The organism is Chungangia koreensis, from assembly GCF_042651785.1.
Classification (GTDB): domain Bacteria; phylum Bacillota; class Bacilli; order Bacillales_A; family Planococcaceae; genus Chungangia; species Chungangia koreensis.
The window spans coordinates 111,981-132,742 of record NZ_JBHSEC010000019.1 but is presented as its reverse complement, the minus strand read 5'-3'; the positions used below and the strand labels follow the sequence as shown (position 1 = coordinate 132,742).

At 45.7% G+C, this 20,762-nt stretch carries 18 protein-coding genes; 17 read left to right on the top strand and 1 reads right to left on the bottom strand.

The genetic code is table 11. From position 1 onward, the window contains the following. Positions 1-48: 48 nt before the first annotated feature. The 7 genes from ACFOZY_RS09760 to ACFOZY_RS09730 all read left to right on the top strand — a co-directional run bounded on the left by ACFOZY_RS09760 (position 49) and on the right by ACFOZY_RS09730 (position 9,974). Positions 49-900 (top strand): 3-hydroxybutyryl-CoA dehydrogenase, encoded by an 852-nt coding sequence (locus tag ACFOZY_RS09760; protein WP_378154832.1) that lies wholly within the window; start codon positions 49-51, stop codon positions 898-900. Between the two features lie 15 nt (positions 901-915). Next, positions 916-2,052, top strand: a complete 1,137-nt coding sequence (locus ACFOZY_RS09755) for an acyl-CoA dehydrogenase (RefSeq protein ID WP_378154830.1) — start codon at positions 916-918, stop codon at positions 2,050-2,052. Positions 2,053-2,066: 14 nt separating this feature from the next. Then, positions 2,067-3,206, top strand: coding sequence for an acyl-CoA dehydrogenase (locus ACFOZY_RS09750; RefSeq protein ID WP_378154828.1), 1,140 nt, complete (start codon positions 2,067-2,069; stop codon positions 3,204-3,206). An 8-nt stretch (positions 3,207-3,214) separates the two neighbouring features. Beyond that, complete coding sequence (locus tag ACFOZY_RS09745; RefSeq protein ID WP_378154826.1) at positions 3,215-3,841, top strand: TetR/AcrR family transcriptional regulator; 627 nt, start codon at positions 3,215-3,217, stop codon at positions 3,839-3,841. Positions 3,842-3,862: 21 nt separating this feature from the next. After that, positions 3,863-7,117 (top strand): fused isobutyryl-CoA mutase/GTPase IcmF, encoded by a 3,255-nt coding sequence (icmF, locus tag ACFOZY_RS09740; RefSeq protein ID WP_378154824.1) that lies wholly within the window; start codon positions 3,863-3,865, stop codon positions 7,115-7,117. Between the two features lie 463 nt (positions 7,118-7,580). Next, positions 7,581-8,135 (top strand): DNA-directed RNA polymerase subunit delta, encoded by a 555-nt coding sequence (rpoE, locus tag ACFOZY_RS09735; protein ID WP_378154821.1) that lies wholly within the window; start codon positions 7,581-7,583, stop codon positions 8,133-8,135. Between the two features lie 237 nt (positions 8,136-8,372). Continuing rightward, the gene (locus tag ACFOZY_RS09730; RefSeq protein ID WP_378154819.1) at positions 8,373-9,974 is read left to right on the top strand and encodes a CTP synthase; all 1,602 of its coding nucleotides are present in this window, start codon (positions 8,373-8,375) and stop codon (positions 9,972-9,974) included. Between the two features lie 47 nt (positions 9,975-10,021). On the opposite strand, the gene ACFOZY_RS09725 is transcribed toward ACFOZY_RS09730, so the two are convergent. Beyond that, the gene (locus ACFOZY_RS09725) at positions 10,022-10,534 is read right to left on the bottom strand and encodes a DUF2529 family protein (RefSeq protein WP_378154817.1); all 513 of its coding nucleotides are present in this window, start codon (positions 10,532-10,534) and stop codon (positions 10,022-10,024) included. A gap of 155 nt (positions 10,535-10,689) precedes the next feature. Between ACFOZY_RS09725 and ACFOZY_RS09720 the strand changes: the two genes are divergently transcribed. The 10 genes from ACFOZY_RS09720 to prmC all read left to right on the top strand — a co-directional run bounded on the left by ACFOZY_RS09720 (position 10,690) and on the right by prmC (position 20,718). Continuing rightward, positions 10,690-11,046, top strand: coding sequence for a response regulator (locus ACFOZY_RS09720; RefSeq protein WP_378154815.1), 357 nt, complete (start codon positions 10,690-10,692; stop codon positions 11,044-11,046). Between the two features lie 301 nt (positions 11,047-11,347). Further along, on the top strand, positions 11,348-12,205 hold the full coding sequence (locus tag ACFOZY_RS09715) for a class II fructose-bisphosphate aldolase (protein ID WP_378154813.1): 858 nt from the start codon (positions 11,348-11,350) through the stop codon (positions 12,203-12,205). A gap of 82 nt (positions 12,206-12,287) precedes the next feature. Then, positions 12,288-12,941, top strand: a complete 654-nt coding sequence (fsa, locus tag ACFOZY_RS09710) for a fructose-6-phosphate aldolase (RefSeq protein WP_378154811.1) — start codon at positions 12,288-12,290, stop codon at positions 12,939-12,941. 65 nt (positions 12,942-13,006) lie between these two features. Continuing rightward, entirely contained in the window at positions 13,007-14,314 is a 1,308-nt protein-coding gene (locus tag ACFOZY_RS09705) for a UDP-N-acetylglucosamine 1-carboxyvinyltransferase (protein WP_378154809.1), read from the top strand. Between the two features lie 12 nt (positions 14,315-14,326). Then, positions 14,327-15,340 (top strand): class II fructose-bisphosphatase, encoded by a 1,014-nt coding sequence (gene glpX, locus ACFOZY_RS09700; RefSeq protein WP_378154806.1) that lies wholly within the window; start codon positions 14,327-14,329, stop codon positions 15,338-15,340. Between the two features lie 158 nt (positions 15,341-15,498). Continuing rightward, entirely contained in the window at positions 15,499-16,785 is a 1,287-nt protein-coding gene (gene rho, locus ACFOZY_RS09695; RefSeq protein ID WP_378154804.1) for a transcription termination factor Rho, read from the top strand. Positions 16,786-17,620: 835 nt separating this feature from the next. Further along, positions 17,621-17,836, top strand: coding sequence for a 50S ribosomal protein L31 (gene rpmE / locus ACFOZY_RS09690; protein ID WP_378154802.1), 216 nt, complete (start codon positions 17,621-17,623; stop codon positions 17,834-17,836). Positions 17,837-18,043: 207 nt separating this feature from the next. Next, entirely contained in the window at positions 18,044-18,661 is a 618-nt protein-coding gene (locus ACFOZY_RS09685; RefSeq protein ID WP_378154800.1) for a thymidine kinase, read from the top strand. Positions 18,662-18,794: 133 nt separating this feature from the next. After that, the gene (gene prfA, locus ACFOZY_RS09680) at positions 18,795-19,871 is read left to right on the top strand and encodes a peptide chain release factor 1 (protein ID WP_378154798.1); all 1,077 of its coding nucleotides are present in this window, start codon (positions 18,795-18,797) and stop codon (positions 19,869-19,871) included. After that, a complete protein-coding gene (prmC, locus tag ACFOZY_RS09675; protein WP_378154796.1) occupies positions 19,864-20,718 on the top strand; it encodes a peptide chain release factor N(5)-glutamine methyltransferase in 855 nt (284 codons plus the stop codon). Before prfA ends, prmC begins: the two co-directional genes overlap by 8 nt. Positions 20,719-20,762 lie beyond the last annotated feature (44 nt).

Below are 20,762 nucleotides of genomic sequence, written 5' to 3'. Positions count from 1 at the left end.
TATCCGTTCTACAACCACAAGATTCAAAACAAAGGGGACTTGCATGATATGAAAATCACAAAAGTTATGGTCATCGGTGCCGGGCAGATGGGGTCTGGTATCGCTCAAGTCTGTGCACAAGCAGGCTTCGATGTAAAACTCAATGACATTAATGTAGCGTCAATTGAAAAAGGGGTTCAATATATTACAAAAAACCTTTCCCGCAATGTCGAGAAAGGCCGACTATCCGAGGAGGAGAAGGCATCTGTTTTAAGCAGACTCACGCCTTCCCACAATCTATCGGATGCACAAGATGTTGATATTGTCATAGAGGCTGCCGTCGAGAATATGGAAATTAAACAATCCATCTTCAAGCAGCTCGACGAGATTACGCCGAAACACGCGATTTTAGCAACGAACACATCGTCCTTGCCGATTACGGAAATTGCAGCGGCAACGAACCGTCCAGAGCAAGTCATCGGGATGCATTTTATGAACCCGGTACCGGTCATGAAGTTGGTGGAAATCATCCGTGGTCTGGCAACGTCTGACGAAGTGTATCAAACGGTTGAGCAGATGTCGAAAGACTTGTCGAAGGTACCGGTTGAAGTGAACGACTTCCCGGGATTCGTGTCGAACCGAATCCTCATGCCGATGATCAATGAAGCGATTTACACATTATACGAAGGGGTAGCTTCCAAGGAAGCGATCGATGAAGTGATGAAGCTCGGCATGAACCATCCGATGGGACCGCTCCAGTTGGCGGATTTCATTGGACTCGATACATGTCTTTACATTATGGAAGTACTTCACGAAGGATTTGGGGACAGTAAATACCGGCCATGCCCACTCTTAAGAAAATACGTGAAAGCCGGATGGCTCGGCAAAAAGGCTGGCCGCGGTTTCTATGTTTACGAATAAAGGGGACGTTTCAACATGAATCTCACATTAACGGAAGAACAGCTAATGATGCGCAACATGGTCCGGGACTTTGCAAAAACAGAGATCGAGCCATTCATCGAACGGATGGAAGAAGGGGAATTCCCGAGAGAAATCCTCAAGAAAATGGGCGAGTTAGGGCTTATGGGGATCACCACACCGGAAAAGTACGGCGGTTCTGAAATGGATTTCTTATCGTATATCATTGCCATTCACGAATTATCCAAGGTGAGTGCGGTAGTTGGGGTCATCCTATCTGTCCACACTTCGGTGGCGACGAATCCGATTCTTTATTTCGGAACGGAAGATCAGAAACAACGCTATGTGACAAAGCTGGCAAGCGGTGAATATTTAGGGGCGTTCTGCCTCACAGAACCGTCTGCTGGTTCAGACGCAGCGGCAATGAAATCGAGAGCAGTAAAAAAGGGAGACCACTACATCCTAAACGGCTCCAAAGTCTTTATTACAAACGGCGGGGAAGCGGATATCTATATTGTGTTCGCTGCCACGAAACCGGAACTCGGCAGCAGAGGAGTATCGGCGTTCATCGTTGAAAAGGGGACGCCAGGACTGATCATTGGAAAGAACGAAGAGAAGATGGGGCTTCACGGTTCGATGACGGTCGAGCTCACATTCGATAACATGGCGGTGCCAGCAGAAAACCTGCTTGGAAATGAAGGGGAAGGCTTCAAAATCGCTCTTTCCAATCTCGATGTAGGCCGGATCGGAATTGCGGCGCAGGCACTTGGGATCGCAGAAGCAGCGTATGATGCAGCCGTCAATTACGCAAAAGAGCGCATCCAGTTCGGTAAACCAATTGCGGCCAATCAAGGCGTCGGCTTCAAACTTGCTGATATGGCAACAGCCCTTGAAGCATCTAAACTTCTCGTCTACCGGGCAGCTGAGCTACGGGCAAAAGGTCTACCATGTGCCCAGGAAGCTTCGATGGCGAAGCTCATGGCTTCTAAAACCGCGGTCGAAAATTCGATCGAAGCAGTTCAAGTGTTCGGCGGTTATGGCTATACGAAGGATTATCCGGTTGAACGGTATTTCCGCGACGCAAAGATTACCGAAATCTATGAAGGTACAAGCGAGATCCAGAGAATCGTTATCAGCAAACATTTACTCAAATAAGGGTGGGAATGAATATGAACTTTCAATTATCCGAAGAACATGAAATGATCCGCAAAATGGTCCGTGACTTCGCTGAAAATGAAGTGGCACCAACAGCTGCAGAACGCGATGAAGAAGAGCGCTTTGACCGTGAGATTTTCGACAAAATGGCGGAACTTGGCCTCACAGGGATTCCATGGCCGGAAGAATACGGCGGAATCGGCAGCGATTACTTGGCATATGTCATTGCAGTGGAAGAACTATCACGTGTCTGCGCTTCAACAGGAGTGACACTATCTGCTCATACTTCCCTCGCAGGTTGGCCGGTCTTCAAGTACGGTACGGAGGAGCAAAAACAGAAATACCTTCGGCCGATGGCGGAAGGCACGAAAATCGGTGCATATGGGCTGACTGAACCGGGTTCTGGTTCTGACGCAGGCGGTATGAGAACGACTGCCAAGTTGGACGGCGAGCACTACGTATTGAACGGCTCAAAGATTTTCATTACAAACGGCGGAGTAGCTGACATCTATATAGTGTTTGCTGTAACAGATCCTGAATCTAAACATAAAGGTACGAGTGCATTCATCGTGGAAAAAGATTTCGAAGGATTCTCTGTCGGCAAGAAGGAGAAGAAGCTTGGAATCCGTTCCAGCCCGACTACGGAAATCGTCTTTGATAACTGCCGTATACCGAAGGAAAATCTACTCGGCCAAGAAGGCGAAGGATTCGTTATTGCCATGAAAACTCTGGACGGTGGACGTAATGGGATTGCTGCTCAAGCGGTCGGAATTGCACAAGGGGCACTCGATGCTGCTGTTGGCTACTCGAAGGAACGTGTTCAGTTCGGAAAGCCGATCGTAGCGAATCAAGGCGTAAGCTTCAAACTTGCGGATATGGCGACTTCCATCGAAGCGTCTCGTCTTCTCACGTACCAGGCAGCATGGTTGGAATCGAACGGTCTTCCGTACGGAAAAGAATCCGCAATGGCGAAGCTAATGTCAGGCGATACAGCAATGAAAGTAACAGTCGATGCAGTTCAAGTATTCGGTGGATACGGCTATACGAAGGATTATCCGGTAGAACGTTTTATGCGGGATGCGAAGATTACGCAAATCTATGAGGGAACGCAGGAAATTCAGCGCCTTGTCATTTCCCGCATGATTACGAAGTGACGGAAAGAATGATGGAGAATAAACGAGAAATCCTGACTTCGGTCAAAGATGAGACACTGATCGAGAAACGCCGGAACCAGATGATCCGGGGAGCGGTGAAACTCTTTAAGGAGAAAGGGTTCCACCGGACGACGACACGGGAAATTGCCAAAGAAGCTGGATTCAGCATCGGGACGCTGTATGAATATATCAGGACGAAAGAGGACGTTCTCTACCTGGTGTGTGACAGCATTTACGAGCAAGTGAATTTGCGGTTGTCCGAATTGGAGGGCCAGGACGGAACAATCGAGGGTCTCCGTTCGGCAATCGGGCATTATTACAAACTTATCGATGATATGAACGATGAATTCGTCGTCATGTATCAGGAATCCAAATCGCTTCCAAAGGATGCACTCCAATACGTCTTGACGAAGGAAATGGAAATGGTCTCGCTATTTGAAGACCGGATCCGAAAATGTGTCCAATCCGGCGAAATCCATCTGAACGAACAGGAGATTCCAATTGCGGCGCACCATGTCGTGGTCCAAGGCCAAATGTGGGCGTTCCGCAGATGGGCAATTCACAAAACATATACACTTGAACAATTTATTAGCATCCAAACAGCATTTCTACTACACGGGGTATTGGGAGAATAATCACCGAAAAGGGGGAGCACTATGGCAACGGCAGAAATTTACCGTCCGAAACACCATATTCGCTTTGTAACGGCATCCAGCCTATTTGACGGGCATGATGCATCGATTAATATCATGCGCAGAATCCTGCAGGCAAGCGGTGCGGAAGTCATTCACTTAGGACATAACCGTTCCGTCGAGGAAGTGGTAAATGCAGCAATTCAGGAAGATGTACAAGGGATTGCCATTTCATCATACCAAGGCGGCCACGTTGAATATTTCAAATATATGTATGACCTGCTTCAGGAAAAAGGGGCACCGCACATCCGTATTTACGGCGGTGGCGGTGGAGTAATCATCCCGAGGGAAATCAAAGAATTGCATGACTACGGCATCTCATGGATTTTCTCACCGGAAGACGGCCGCAAGTTAGGGCTTCAAGGGATGATTAACCGCATGCTCGAAGAATGTGATTTTTCGACCGCGAAAGAAAACCCTGTAGAACTTACAAATGAATTATCCACGGACCGTCCGGAAGTTTTAGCAAACCTAATCACAGTCGCAGAAGAAGCACATAGTTCAGGTACGGACTCGGATCTATTATTGACTCAAGTCCGTGCAAATTCTAAAAACACACCTGTTATCGGAATTACAGGAACGGGCGGAGCAGGAAAAAGCTCATTGACCGATGAGTTGATCCGCAGGTTCTTACAGGAGCTTCCGGAGAAAAAGGTAGCCATCCTGTCAATAGATCCGACGAAGCAGAAAACTGGCGGAGCACTATTAGGGGACCGGATTCGAATGAATGCCATCTTCAATAAGCGCGTGTTCATGCGCAGTTTAGCAACGCGCGGTTCCAAATCGGAACTTTCTGGTGCCATCAAAGACGTATTGGATGTCGTCAAGGCAGCAGGTTATGACCTGATCATCGTCGAGACGAGCGGAATCGGGCAAGGGGATGCTGAAATTACAAGCATTTCCGACGTTTCCATGTATGTGATGACAAGCGAATTCGGAGCACCGTCCCAATTGGAAAAGATCGATATGATCGACTATGCCGATCTGATCGTTATCAATAAATTCGAGAGAAAAGGATCAGAGGACGCACTTCGCCAAGTACAAAAGCAGTACCAACGAAGCCATCTGCTGTTTGACGAACCGCTCGACAAGATGCCTGTATACGGCACAATTGCGAGCCAATTCAACGATAAGGGAACTAATTCCTTATTCGCAGCGTTAATATCTAAGCTGAAAGAAAAATGCGGAACGGACTGGGCAACAACGTATGAGCAGTTCGTAAAAACGCAAAAACAGAACGTCATCATTCCGAATGATCGTCGACATTATCTACGGGAAATCACGGATACAGTCCGCGCTTATCATAAAAAATCAGAACAGCAAGTTGAACTTGCACGCCGTTTATTCCAACTGGAAGGTGCGTTGGAAGCAGTCAAGGAGACATCTCCTGACGATGCATTAATTCAATCCCTTCAATCTTTGGCTGAAGGCGTCCGAAATGAATTATCTGCTGAATCCAAGCGAATCTTGGAAAACTGGGAAAAGCTGAAAGAAGCATATTCCGGGGACGAATTTGTCACGAAGATCCGTGATAAAGAAATTCGCACAATCTTGCGCACTGAGAGTTTATCTGGCTTAAAGATTCCGAGAGTAGTACTGCCAAAGTTCAAGGACTATGGTGAAATTCTCCGTTGGGTATACAAAGAAAACGTGCCGGGATCCTACCCGTATACAGCTGGTGTATTTCCATTTAAACGACAAGGGGAAGACCCGAAACGTCAATTTGCAGGTGAAGGTACACCTGAGCGCACGAATCGCCGCTTCCATTACTTATCGAAGGACGACGATGCGAAACGTCTCTCCACTGCATTCGACTCCGTGACACTATACGGGGAAGATCCGGATTACCGCCCGGATATTTACGGGAAAGTGGGAGAGTCCGGCGTTAGTATATGTACGCTCGATGACATGAAGAAACTGTATGACGGCTTCGACTTATGTGCTCCTTCCACATCCGTTTCGATGACCATCAATGGACCAGCGCCGATCATTTTGGCGATGTTCATGAATACGGCAATCGATCAGCAAGTTCGGATCCGTGAAGAAGAACTGGGTAGGACACTCACATTGGAAGAATTCACGGAAGTGCGCGAGCAGACGCTACAAGTAGTGCGGGGCACCGTACAAGCAGACATTCTAAAAGAGGACCAAGGTCAAAATACTTGCATCTTCTCGACAGAATTCGCTCTACGGATGATGGGGGATATCCAGCAGTATTTCATCGACCACAAAGTCCGGAACTACTATTCCGTCTCAATTTCAGGCTACCATATTGCAGAAGCTGGAGCGAACCCGATTTCGCAATTGGCGTTCACGCTGTCGAACGGCTTTACTTACGTCGAGTATTACTTAAGCCGCGGCATGCATATCGATGATTTCGCTCCGAACTTGTCGTTCTTCTTCTCGAACGGCCTCGATCCGGAGTACACGGTCATCGGACGCGTAGCTCGCCGCATTTGGGCAGTGGCGATGCGTGAGAAATACGGTGCGAATGAACGAAGCCAAAAGTTGAAGTACCACGTACAGACGTCCGGACGTTCTCTTCACGCGCAAGAGATCGACTTCAATGATATCCGTACGACATTACAGGCGCTTATGGCATTGCAGGACAATTGCAACTCACTCCATACGAATGCTTATGATGAAGCAATCACAACGCCGACAGAAGAATCCGTCCGCCGTGCAATGGCAATCCAAATGATCATTACGAAGGAACACGGATTATCGAAAAATGAAAACCCGCTCCAAGGCGCATTTGTCATTGAAGAATTGACTGACTTGGTAGAAGAAGCAGTACTCACTGAATTCGACCGGATCAATGATCGCGGAGGCGTATTAGGTGCAATGGAGACCCAATACCAACGCGGTAAAATCCAAGAAGAATCGATGTATTATGAAATGAAGAAACACTCCGGTGACCTGCCGATTATAGGGGTTAACACATACTTGAACCCGAATCCGCCATCTGAAGAATCCATTGATAATATGGAGTTGGCTCGGGCGACGAAAGAGGAGAAGGAGACACAAATCCATAATCTTCGTAACTTCCAATCCCGCCATACGGAGGGAGCAGAAGCAGCGTTGATGCGCCTGAAGGAAGTGGCTGTCACTGGCGGCAACATTTTTGCGGAATTGATGGAAACCGTCAAAGTCGCAAGCCTTGGCCAAATTACTAAGGCTCTATACGAGGTCGGTGGTCAATACCGAAGAAATATGTAAGTTGACAGAGCGGCCCCTCTTTATGGTGGCCGCTTTCGTTTGGCAGTAAAGCCTGTGGATCGTCGTTTAGTTTCAGACTCTCAAGGGAAGTGCTATATTAACGCGGGATTTGTTATTGAACCTTCAGTTTTCAACGACAAATAGGTGAGAAATCTGTCGGAATAAAATTGGGCACATTTTCAACGCATCTAGTATAATGAAACTATAGGAAAAAGGAGGAAAGAACATGGGGAATATCGTCCATTTTTTAGTGGTAGGACTTTGCCTCGTATTGACATTTGTGCTGTACAATAAGATGCTTAGTGCAATTCCCTTGCTCTTTCTGTCAGGGTACCTGTTCTTTTTAGTGCTGCGCAAAATAAGCTTGATTAAAAAGAATAAAAGATTGTAGCATAAGGTTAAAAAGGTTGTATATAATGGGTACTATGCCTATAGTGAACATAGTTGGAAAGGACGTGCACGAATGAGTTTTCGTGATATGACGAAAGAACAATTAGAAGAAGAAGCACTCATCGATTTAAGTTTCTCAATTTTACAGGAGAAGCGTGAGACGCTGACATTCCAAGAACTGTTGAAAGAAATTCAAAATTTGACCGGCCTTTCAGAAGAAGAAGTGAAGGATCGTTCTTTGCAATTTTATACAGATATGAATATCGACGGACGTTTCCTGGCAATTGATGGAAATCGATGGGGGCTCCGTGAATGGTACCCTGTTGACCAAATTGAAGAAGAAACAGCGCCTACGGTTAAAATTCGCAAGAAGAAAGCGAAAGCTTCTTTGGACGACGACGAATTGGAAGAAGAGCTTGAAGAGGATGAAATCCTATTCGAGGAAGACTTCGATGAGTTCGTTGAAGACGATGATGTGGAAGATGAAGAGGACATCGATTTTGAAGAAGATGAAGAAATTGATGAAATTGAAGAAATCGAAGAAGATCTGATCGAAGATGACGATGATCTCGAAATCATTGATGATGACGAAGAAGCCATCGATGACGAAGAAGTCGAAGAAGATTAACCTTGACATCACCATCCATTCTGGATAAGATTTTATTGGGCTCCTTAAAAAGGAGATACGACTCAAACGTTATGCGTTCCCCCTGCAACCGCAGGAGGAGCGCTTTTCTTTTTTTATCCGCATGGATTGCTGGAGTTGAACTAAATCAGATTCAGAGCGACAATCATGTCTAAATGGATTCAATTGGTCACATCCTGTCCGTGTGAAGCTCATAAATAACGAAACGGAGGAAGAGCTTTGACAAAGTATATTTTTGTAACAGGCGGCGTAGTATCATCATTAGGAAAAGGGATTGTAGCTGCTTCCCTCGGAAGATTATTAAAAAACCGTGGTCTTTCAGTCACAATCCAAAAATTTGATCCGTACATCAACGTTGACCCGGGAACTATGAGCCCATACCAACATGGGGAAGTGTTCGTAACGGAAGACGGTGCAGAGACGGATCTCGATTTAGGTCACTATGAGCGTTTCATTGACATTAACTTAAATAAGTTCAGTAATGTGACGACAGGTAAAGTCTACTCGGAAGTTCTTATGAAAGAACGCCGCGGCGACTATCTTGGGGGAACTGTTCAAGTGATCCCGCATATAACAAATGAGATCAAAGAACGGATCCAGCGTGCTGGCAAGGAAACCGATGCAGATGTGGTCATTACAGAAATCGGCGGAACTGTTGGTGATATCGAATCATTACCGTTCCTTGAAGCTGCCCGTCAACTTCGTAATGATCTTGGCAAAACGAATGTCATGTACGTACACTGTACGCTCGTGCCATATATCCGTGCAGCTGGGGAATTAAAAACAAAACCGACTCAACATAGCGTTAAAGAACTACGCAGTCTTGGAATCCAGCCGAACATTATTGTCGTTCGCTCTGAAATTCCTGTTCCTCAAGACATGAAGGACAAAATTGCCTTGTTCTGTGACATCGAAGCAAGTGAAGTCATCGAATCCATTGATGCTGAAACATTATATGAATTACCGTTGATGCTTCAAAATCAACATATGGACCAAATCGTGATCGATCACTTGAAACTTGAAGCTAAGGAAGCGGACATGTCCGAGTGGATTGCTTTAGTTGAACGGGTTAAAAACCTCCGGAAGAAAGTGCGGATTGCACTTGTCGGAAAATACGTAGAGCTGCAAGATGCGTATATTTCAGTCGTTGAAGCGATGCGTCATGCAGGTTATGATTTCGATGCAGATATTGAAGTGGATTGGATTAACGCCGAGCATGTGAACACTGAAAATGTAGCAGAGTTATTAAAAGATGCAGATGGAATCCTTGTCCCTGGTGGATTCGGAGATCGTGGCGTTGAAGGAAAGATTGCAGCAACTCAATATGCACGTGAGAATAATGTTCCATTCTTCGGAATCTGCCTTGGCATGCAATTGGCGTCTGTTGAATTTGCACGCAACGTATTGAAATTGGAAGGGGCTCACTCCGCGGAACTTCAGCATGATACTCCTTACCCGATCATCGATTTAATGCCGGATCAAAAAGATGTTCTGAACATCGGTGGAACATTACGTCTTGGTATGTATCCTTGTAAATTGAAGGAAGGTACGAAAACACGCGAGGCGTATGGCGAAGATCTTATCAATGAGCGCCACCGTCATCGTTATGAGTTCAACAACGCATTCCGTGAACAATTTGAAGCTGCAGGATTCGTCTTCTCTGGTACAAGCCCTGACGACCGTCTTGTGGAAATCATTGAAATTCCGGATCATCCGTGGTTTGTCGCTTGCCAATTCCATCCGGAGTTCGCATCCCGCCCGACACGCTCAACACCGTTATTCCGTGAATTCATCAAAGCGTCATTGGAAAATCAAAAATAAAAAAAACGGGCAGCACCATTGAAAAAGGTTGCTGCCCGTTATCATGTTTATTCGGAAGCCATTTCGTCAAATTCCAGTTTCACTGCTTCATATACATACAAAGCAGCCAATGCGTGTGGCAGCACGACTCGTTCGCCCATTTCGTTTGGCAATAGTCCTTTGGAAATTCGTAGACTGATATATGTATACGCCAAGTCACTCAAACGGTTACCTTCTCCAGCAGGCTCGGCTGCCATGGCAGCAAACGGAATGAACTCATCAAACAATTGTTGGGCAAGTTCCAGAGCGTCCTGGTGATCTGCATGGCGTGTTAAAATCCATACCCGGTCAGATTTCTTTACTTCGGTGTCCGGTGTCCAAAGCTTTGCACGTTGAAATGGCTCTGCACTTTCTAATGCATTCAAGGCAACAGCCTTCATTTCGCCAAAAGCTGCAAAATAGATCACGCCTTCGCCGACAGCGGCTTGGGCTAACAAACGGGCAGTTTCTTCCACCAATTCCTCCTCATTCGTCGAAATTCGTTGGAAAAGACCGGTTAATTGTGTAGTAAGCATCTTCATGTTATCTTTCACCTCAGCGTTAAATTATATCGGCCAGCGCATGAAAACGCAAAAACTTCCAATATCCGTTTGAAAAAGAAGGAATTTGTGTAAAAGTATCGAAATGAATGTAATACAGAAGTAATCTATGCACATATAGAAGGGGCGGTTTCAGCGTGAAACAATTATTGATTGTTGATGATCAGCATGGAATCCGATTGTTATTGGGCGAAGTGTTCAAAAGGGAAGGATATCAAACTTTCCTGGCTTCAAATGGTTTGGAAGCACTCAGCATAGCAGAGAAAAAGAAAATTGATTGTGTCCTCCTTGATATGAAAATCCCCGGCATGGACGGACTGGAAATTCTGAAAAACATGAAAGCCAAATGGCCAGACGTTCCCGTCATGATGATGACGGCATACGGCGAATTGGATCTGATCCAGGAAGCCTTGTCATTAGGCGCCGCAAAATACTTTACAAAACCTTTCAATATTTACGAAATCCGGGACGCCGTCAACGAAGCCATCCGGTAAAACACAGGCAGTGGAATACACAGCCTGTTTTTGTTATGATAAGAACGGTTATAACTAATAGGGAAATGTTTCATTACAAGCTATGCTGAATCAAATGATTGAAGCGTAAGGCGCGAGACTCATGCGGGAATAGCGAGGCAGGCAATGCCTTTCTGACCGATGTCATGTCGGTCCAAGGCTAAAAGCGCCACGACCTGTGGAAACGCCTTTCTGACCAACATCCTGTTGGCCTGTGGAAAGCGCGCGTCCAACGGAATCAGTTGAATAGGCATGTGCTTAATCTCAAAAGGAGGCTTCCCCAATGGCATTAGTTTCAATGAAGGAAATGATGATCAAAGGTAAGAAAGAAGGCTATGCAATCGGCCAATTTAACATTAATAATCTTGAATGGACGCAAGCGATCCTTCAGGCTGCAGAAGAAGAGAAATCCCCGGTCATCCTTGGTGTATCAGAGGGTGCGGGTAAATATATGGGCGGATTTGTAGCGGTTGTACATATGGTGAAAGGGCTTATGGAGTCCTACAACATCACTGTGCCAGTGGCAATTCACCTCGATCACGGGTCCAGCTTTGAAAAATGTAAGGAAGCGATCGATGCTGGCTTCACTTCGGTAATGATTGATGCATCACATAAACCATTTGAAGAAAATGTTGAAATCACATCCAAAGTTGTTGAGTATGCACACGAACGCGGAGTGTCAGTAGAAGCTGAACTTGGTGTAGTTGGCGGACAAGAAGACGATGTAGTGGCGGATGGCGTCATTTATGCTGACCCTGCGGAATGTGCAGAGCTTGTTAAACGTACGAACATTGACTGCTTGGCACCGGCACTCGGTTCTGTTCATGGCCCGTACAAGGGAGAACCGAACTTAGGCTTCAAAGAAATGGAAGAGATCTCTGGCCAGTCTGAACTCCCACTCGTATTACACGGGGGTACAGGAATTCCGACAAAGGATATCCAGCGTGCGGTTTCACTTGGAACAGCGAAGATCAACGTCAATACAGAAAACCAAATTGCGGCTACGAAAGTGATCCGAGAAATCCTTGAAAACGATAAAAATGTATATGACCCACGTAAATTCTTAGGTCCAGCACGAGAAGCCATCAAAGAAACAGTAAAAGAGAAAATGCGTATTTTTGGCAGCTCCCAAAAAGCGTGATTGATCAGATTGAACTGCTAAAAAAGGAGAAGGTGTCATTGGACACTTCTCCTATTTTTCCATTATACAGGAGGCAAAACGAATGAAGTTTTTCATTGATACAGCTAATTTTGAAGAGATTAAAGAAGCACACTCCTGGGGCATTATTTCCGGAGTAACGACGAATCCATCCCTTGTGGCGAAAGAGAATATTTCATTCCATGACCGCCTTCGTGAGATTACCGAATTAGTGGATGGTTCAGTCAGCGCAGAAGTGATTGCGCTCGATGCTGAAGGGATGATCAAAGAAGGACGCGAACTTGCAGCAATTGCCCCAAATATTACGGTTAAGCTCCCAATGACTCCAGAAGGTTTGAAAGCTTGTTCCACATTTGCAAAAGAAGGAATCAAAACGAATGTCACGTTGATCTTCAGTGCGAACCAGGCGTTGCTTGCTGCACGTGCTGGTGCGACATATGTTTCTCCATTCTTAGGTCGTCTCGACGATATCGGCCAAGATGGCATGGAACTGATCCGCACAATTGCAGATATCTTCACGATTCACGATATTAAAACGGAAATCATCGCAGCTTCCATCCGACACCCGCAGCATATTACAGATGCAGCATTAAGTGGAGCTGATATCTCGACAACGCCATTCAAAGTATTGAAAATGTTATTTAACCATCCACTGACAGACAAAGGAATTGAAGGGTTTTTAAAAGACTGGAACAATCGCAACAACAGCGAATTGTAATTGAACTAAAGGCATGATCTTAGATCGTGACTCTTCCGTTCTAAGAGAAGGAGAATCTTATCCCTATGGAAGTTTATAAAATAACCGGCGGTAAGAGGCTACAAGGAACTATCAAAGTGAGCGGCGCGAAAAATAGCGCTGTCGCTCTCATTCCCGCCTCCATTCTTGCCGATTCCCCTGTTACAATCGAAGGACTCCCGGAAATCTTAGATGTTTGGACGTTGAAAGCACTTTTAGAAGAAATCGGCGGTGACGTCTCTTTCGAAAACGGCACCATGACGATTGACCCGAGACCGATGATCGATATTCCCTTACCCAATGGGAATGTGAAAAAGCTGCGTGCTTCCTATTATTTAATGGGTGCCATGCTTGGGCGTTTCAAAAAGGCTGCCATCGGTCTGCCAGGAGGTTGTTTCTTAGGGCCTCGCCCGATTGACCAACATATTAAAGGATTTGAAGCGCTCGGTGCGAAGGTGACAAATGAACACGGAGCGATTTATCTCAGAGCTGAAGAACTTCGCGGTGCTAAAATTTACCTGGACGTTGCCAGCGTAGGTGCCACCATCAATATCATGCTGGCTGCTGTATTGGCAAAAGGCCGGACGATTATCGAGAATGCTGCAAAGGAACCGGAAATCATTGATGTAGCAACATTGCTGTCCAATATGGGGGCAAACATCAAAGGTGCCGGAACCAACATCATTCGGATTGACGGAGTTGAAAAACTCCATGGCACAAACCATACCATCATTCCTGACCGGATCGAAGCAGGTACTTTCATGATTGCGGCTGCTTTAGCAGGTGATGGAATGACCATCGACAATGTTATTCCATTCCACGTAGAAGCTCTCACCGCAAAGCTTCGTGAAATGGGTGTGACGGTCGTGGAGGAAGAGGAGCGTATTTTCATTCCGAAAGCGCCTACCCTTCAATCGGTGGATGTCAAAACCTTGGTGTATCCAGGATTCCCAACCGATCTTCAGCAACCTTTCTCTGTATTGCTTACACAAGCTGCTGGTTCATCTGTCATATCAGATACGATTTATAGTGCGCGATTTAAGCATATAGACGAGCTCCGCAGAATGAACGCGGGCGCTAGAGTGGAGGGGCAGACGGCCATCATTTCCGGACCGGCCACACTCCAAGCGGCTACAGTACGTGCGTCCGATCTCCGTGCGGGTGCAGCACTTGTTCTTGCAGGTCTTATTGCAGAAGGTGAAACGGAAGTCCAAGAAATCCAACATATTGAACGCGGTTACAGTGATCTGATCGAAAAAATGAGGGGAATTGGGGCTGAAATCCGTAAAGAAGTGGTGCCGGACCCTACATCTTCCAAAGAGGATTCCGAAAGATCTACGAAACGCAACGATTAAAGTTATGCTACAATGAAAAATGGTTTTAAGGACAGACAAGCGAACGGAGGAACAACGGCAATGGAACGCAGTTTATCAATGGAATTAGTACGGGTAACGGAGGCGGCAGCGATCTCCTCAGCCAGATGGATGGGAAGAGGACTGAAAAACGAAGCCGATGACGCAGCGACAACAGCGATGCGTACGGTGTTCGACACGATTCCGATGCAAGGTGTCGTTGTAATCGGTGAAGGTGAAATGGACGAAGCACCGATGCTATATATTGGAGAAGAATTAGGAACGGGCCACGGACCGGCAGTTGACGTAGCCGTGGATCCATTAGAAGGTACAAATATTGTTGCATCCGGCGGCTGGAACGCTTTAGCAGTTTTAGCGATAGCAGATCGGGGTAATTTATTGCATGCACCTGATATGTATATGGAGAAAATCGCAGTAGGACCTGAAGCGGTCGGACAAGTTGATATCGATGCTCCTGTCATTGATAATCTCCGAGCAGTAGCAAGAGCGAAGAATAAGGATATCGAGGACGTTGTGGCAACTGTGTTGAACCGCCCCCGTCACGAACACATCATCCAACAAATTCGCGAAGCAGGCGCTCGCATTAAACTCATTAATGATGGAGACGTAGCGGGTGCCATCAATACGGCATTCGACAAAACGGGTGTCGATATCCTGTTTGGTTCAGGCGGTGCACCTGAAGGGGTCATCGCTGCAGTAGGTCTCAAATGTTTAGGCGGAGAATTGATTGGTAAACTGTTACCTTCCAATGACGCTGAAGCAGAACGCTGTATTAAAATGGGATTGGACGTCAATCGTATTCTTCGCATGGAAGACCTTGTGAAAGGCGATGACTGTATCTTCGCAGCAACTGGCGTTACGGACGGAGAACTTCTTTCCGGTGTCCAATTCAAGGGGACGTTCGGTTTGACACATTCACTTGTTATGCGTGCAAAATCCGGAACGGTCCGCTTCGTCGAAGGACGCCATAGCTTAAAGAAAAAACCTCACTTTGTTATGGAGGACTAATCGGTCTTTGATTAGAGGGATCCCGTCATGCCGTTACATGACGGGGGAAATCCCTGCGGTAACCCGCACACTTCTTCTCATCAACAACTAGTAGACAAAATCCTTCCCCAAAAAATTGACCATCATTACAACAAAATAAAAAAGAGTGGTGTTTCCAAATGTCACAGACATTGACAATTGCAGAATTGGAAAATATGACGCTCAAGGAGCTCTATGCGCTTGCGCGGAATTTGAAAATTTCCTATTATAGCAAACTAACAAAAAAAGAACTGATATTTGCAATCTTAAAAGTACGCGCGGAGCAAGAGGGCTATTTCTTCATGGAAGGCGTATTGGAGATTATCCAGTCAGAAGGATTCGGTTTCCTGCGCCCAATCAATTATTCACCAAGCTCAGAGGATATTTATATTTCCGCTTCCCAAATCCGACGCTTCGATCTGCGGAATGGTGATCGGGTAACCGGAAAAGTACGTCCGCCAAAGGAAAATGAGCGATATTATGGACTTCTTCAAGTAGAAGCAGTAAACGGAGAAGACCCGGAAACAGCAAAAGAGCGCGTTCATTTCCCTGCATTGACGCCACTTTACCCTGACCGTCAAATCAAACTTGAGACAACTCCTCAAAAACTTTCTACCCGGATTATGGACCTCGTGGCACCAGTCGGCTTCGGTCAACGTGGACTGATCGTTGCACCTCCGAAAGCCGGGAAAACGCTACTTTTGAAGGAAATTGCCAATGCCATCACAACGAGCTATCCCGAAGCAGAACTAATTGTCCTGCTAATCGATGAACGCCCAGAGGAAGTAACGGACATTGAGCGTTCAGTAGACGCAGACGTTGTCAGCTCTACATTTGATGAAGTGCCGGAAAACCACGTAAAAGTGGCGGAATTAGTTTTAGAGCGAGCCATGCGACTCGTTGAACATAAACGGGATGTCATTATCCTGATGGATTCCATTACGCGTTTGGCCCGTGCATACAACCTTGTCATCCCGCCAAGCGGCCGTACACTATCCGGCGGTATCGATCCAGCTGCATTCCACCGCCCAAAACGGTTCTTTGGAGCTGCTCGTAACATCGAGGAAGGCGGAAGCTTGACCATCTTGGCAACCGCTCTTGTAGACACTGGTTCACGTATGGACGAAGTCATCTACGAAGAATTTAAAGGTACAGGGAACTTAGAACTTCATCTTGACCGCCAACTTGCCGAACGTCGGATCTTCCCAGCACTTGATATCCGTCGTTCAGGAACGCGGAAAGAAGAACTACTTTTGGAACCGGATCAGCTTGAAAAACTGTGGGCCATCCGCAAAACCTTCTCTGACTCACCAGACTTTACAGAGCGCTTCATGAAAAAGCTTCGCCAAACAAAAACAAACGAAGAATTCTTTAATATGTTAAATGAAGAGATGAAAGCCCATCGTAATGGGAAAGGTCTTCTCTAAATAGAAACAAGCCCGGCGGATATTGAAACCGGGCTTGTTTTTTGTAAGTTGAAAAGGTGTTATAACCGATTATTTAGTTTTATAACCGATTATCCGAGTTTATAACCGATTGTGGAAATATATAACCGATTATAGAGAAATATAACCGATTACCGAATTGAGGTTACTATAAACGACAGTTGTTTAAAATAAATCGACTGGATCAGCAGCTAATTTATTTATTACCGATTAAGTGGTTTTATTACCGATTATGGGACACTTATTACCGATTATCCGGATATATTACCGATTATCCAAATATATAACCGATTACCGAATTGAGGTTACGACAAACGACAGTTGTTTAAAATAAATCGACTGGATCACCAGCCAATTTATTTATTACCGATTAAGTGGTTTTATTACCGATTATGGGACACTTATTACCGATTATCCGGATATATTACCGATTACCCAAATATATAACCGATTATAGAGATATATTACCGATTACGATTTTCAGTTACTATTAACATAATAAAATCGATAGGTGTAAACAGGCATCGACTCATTAACCGTCATTCCGTACACAACTAATTACTTGGGTTTTATTCCCTTTTTATGGTATAGTAGTTTATGGTTATCAGTATATATGACCGATACCAGTCTTAGAAACTATTCGAATAACACCTCACAAAGTCTCTAAGTAAACTACTTGCATCACACAGTATAATTTGTTATACTAATTCAGGTAACTTTAACTGTGCATATTCGGCTGACACACACGGGCCGTGTAAGGCATCAGTCCCTAATAATACTCTGTTCCAGATGGATCAGGGCGAGAGGAGTGTATGAGATGAAAGCAGGAATTCATCCAAATTACAAAGTAGCAACTGTAACATGTTCATGTGGGAACACATTCGAAACAGGCTCTGTTAAAGAAGACATCCGTGTCGAGCTTTGCAACGAATGCCATCCATTCTACACTGGACGTCAAAAGTTTGCTGCTGCTGATGGCCGTGTGGATCGCTTCAACAAAAAATACGGTCTTAAAGAAGAAGAAGTAAAATAATACATGCAATCCCGACACCCGATCCATTTCCGGATCGGGTGTTTTATTTCCAATCCAAAAATCAACGTTTGCCCGATTATTTAAATGGGTACTCCTAAAAAGAATCTACCCCTTTACCACATTTTCCTTCCAAATAAAAGACAGGAAATCTCACAAAATATCGGCTATGATAGAAAACAGTTGTTGTTATTTGAAAGGAGTTTCACCATGTACGTAACGTCGTCTCAGAAAGGCTGGATTGAGGTTATTTGCGGAAGCATGTTCTCCGGAAAATCGGAGGAATTGATTCGTCGTGTCCGCCGTGCCCAGTTCGCTAAGCAAAAAATCGCAGTGTTTAAACCTGCCATTGATAACCGTTATAGTGAAGAAGCTGTTGTGAGCCATAACGGAACAACCGTCATTGCCAATCCGATTGCAACTTCTCAGGACATCTGGGAGCATGTTTCAGATGAATACGATGTCATCGGAATCGATGAAGCCCAATTCTTTGATGAGGGAATTATCGATACAGTCCAATCTCTTGCGAATCACGGATTCCGTGTCATCGTAGCAGGCCTTGACCAGGATTTCCGCGGGATTCCTTTTGGACCAATGCCTCAATTGATGGCTATAGCAGAGCACGTAACAAAACTCCAAGCAGTTTGTACGGTTTGTGGTTCACCTGCAAGCCGCACACAGCGTCTCATTAATGGAGAACCTGCGGCATTCGATGATCCGATTATTCTTGTCGGCGCATCAGAAGCTTATGAACCGCGTTGCAGACATCATCATGAAGTGCCAAATGGCGTATCAGCCGGGTTAGACGTCACTACATCCGAGTGCTGATCCATTACATAAATTCAATGCGTTAATAGAAAGAGTGGCTAAAGCCGCTCTTTTTCCATTATAATAAGCTAAGTTGAATGGGAGAGAAGCACCCCATTATTAGAATGAAAATCTCAAAACGAGGTGACCAAACGTGTTTGATCGATTACAGGCGGTAGAAGACCGTTATGATAAATTAAATGAATTATTGAGTGACCCAACAATCGTAAGTGATCCGAAGAAGCTCCACCAATATTCCAAAGAGCAATCCGATATCCGTGAAACGGTGGAAGCGTATCGAGAGTATAAGGATGTGAAATCCCAGCTTGATGATGCCAAAGCGATGTTGGAAGAAAAACTGGATCCTGATATGCGGGATATGGTGAAGGAAGAAATCAGCGGCCTTGAAGAACAAGCGGAGATTTTAGAAGAGCGTCTTCGGATTTTATTGATTCCGAAGGATCCGAACGATGATAAAAACGTCATCATGGAAATCCGCGGAGCTGCTGGCGGGGATGAAGCAGCGCTATTTGCAGGGAATTTGTTCAGGATGTACAGCCGCTATGCGGAAACACAAGGCTGGAAAGTGGATGTGATGGATTCATCCCCGACTGGCCTGGGAGGCTTTAAGGAAATCATTTTCATGATTAACGGATCCAATGCCTATTCAAAAATGAAATATGAAAACGGGGCTCATCGCGTTCAACGTGTACCGGAAACGGAATCAGGTGGACGCATTCACACTTCGACGTCGACAGTCGCTGTTCTTCCGGAAGCGGAAGAAGTTGAAATTGAGATCCATGAAAAAGATGTCCGTGTAGACACGTTCGCTTCATCCGGGGCAGGCGGACAATCCGTTAATACGACGATGTCAGCAGTCCGGATGACCCACTTGCCGACGGGGATTACGGTCTCGATGCAAGATGAAAAATCCCAGATTAAAAACCGTGAAAAGGCGATGAAAATTCTACGTGCCCGTGTTTACGACAAGTTCCAGCAAGAAGCTCGAGCAGAGTATGATGCACAGCGGAAGTCCGCGGTTGGAACCGGTGACCGTTCAGAGCGGATTCGGACTTACAACTACCCGCAAAACCGTGTGACAGACCACCGTATTGGGCTGACAATCCAAAAGCTTGACCAGATCATGGAAGGCAAATTGGATGAAGTGATCGATGCTCTGATTTTGGAGGATCAATCGAGAAAGCTTGAAAGCATGAATGCCAATGACTAAGAAGATTTACGAGGCCCTTCAACGGGCTTCTTCTTATTTACAGGAACATGGAAGAGAAGAAGGAATTGCCCGCCTGCTTATGCAGCACGTACTCGGATACTCCCATGCTAAACTCTTATCGGAGATGCGGGAAGAAATGCCGGAGGATAAATTCAGCACCTTTTGGTCCATGGTGGAAGAGCATATAGAAGGAAAACCTGTCCAGTACATCATTGGATATGAATGGTTTTACGGACGTCAGTTTGAGGTCGACGAAAGTGTCCTTATCCCTCGCCCGGAAACCGAAGAACTCGTGTTGGAAACCCTTAATCGAATGAAGCGAATCTGGCCGGACGGAGGAAGTCTGAAACTGGCCGATATTGGAACCGGTTCAGGGGCCATCGCGGTGACGATGAAATTGGAGGCACCAAATCTAAAAGTTACCGCTACCGATATTTCCGAGGAAGCCATTGAAACCGCAAGAAAGAATGCAGACCAATTACAGGCTGACATCGACTTCCTCAAAGGGAATTTGAACGAACCCCTTGCCGGGCAGTCATGGGATATCGTCCTGTCCAATCCTCCATATATTTCTTACGAGGAGGCTGAGACTCTTTCAGATGTCGTAGTGGATCACGAACCGCACAGCGCATTATTTGCAGAAGAGGAAGGGTTAATCCTATACCGGCAGCTGGCTGAACAGTTGCCAGCGCTACTGAACAGACCGGGACTCATCGGGGTTGAAATCGGGTATAGTCAAGGGGAAGCGGTAAAAGGGTTCTTCGAACGGACCTTTCCGGCTGCACAGGTCGAAGTCATCCAAGACATCAACGGAAAAAATAGAATGGTTTTTTGTGAAATTAAATGAATAAACCTGTTCCTCCTTGTCCACACTGTCGGCAAGGAGGGAAA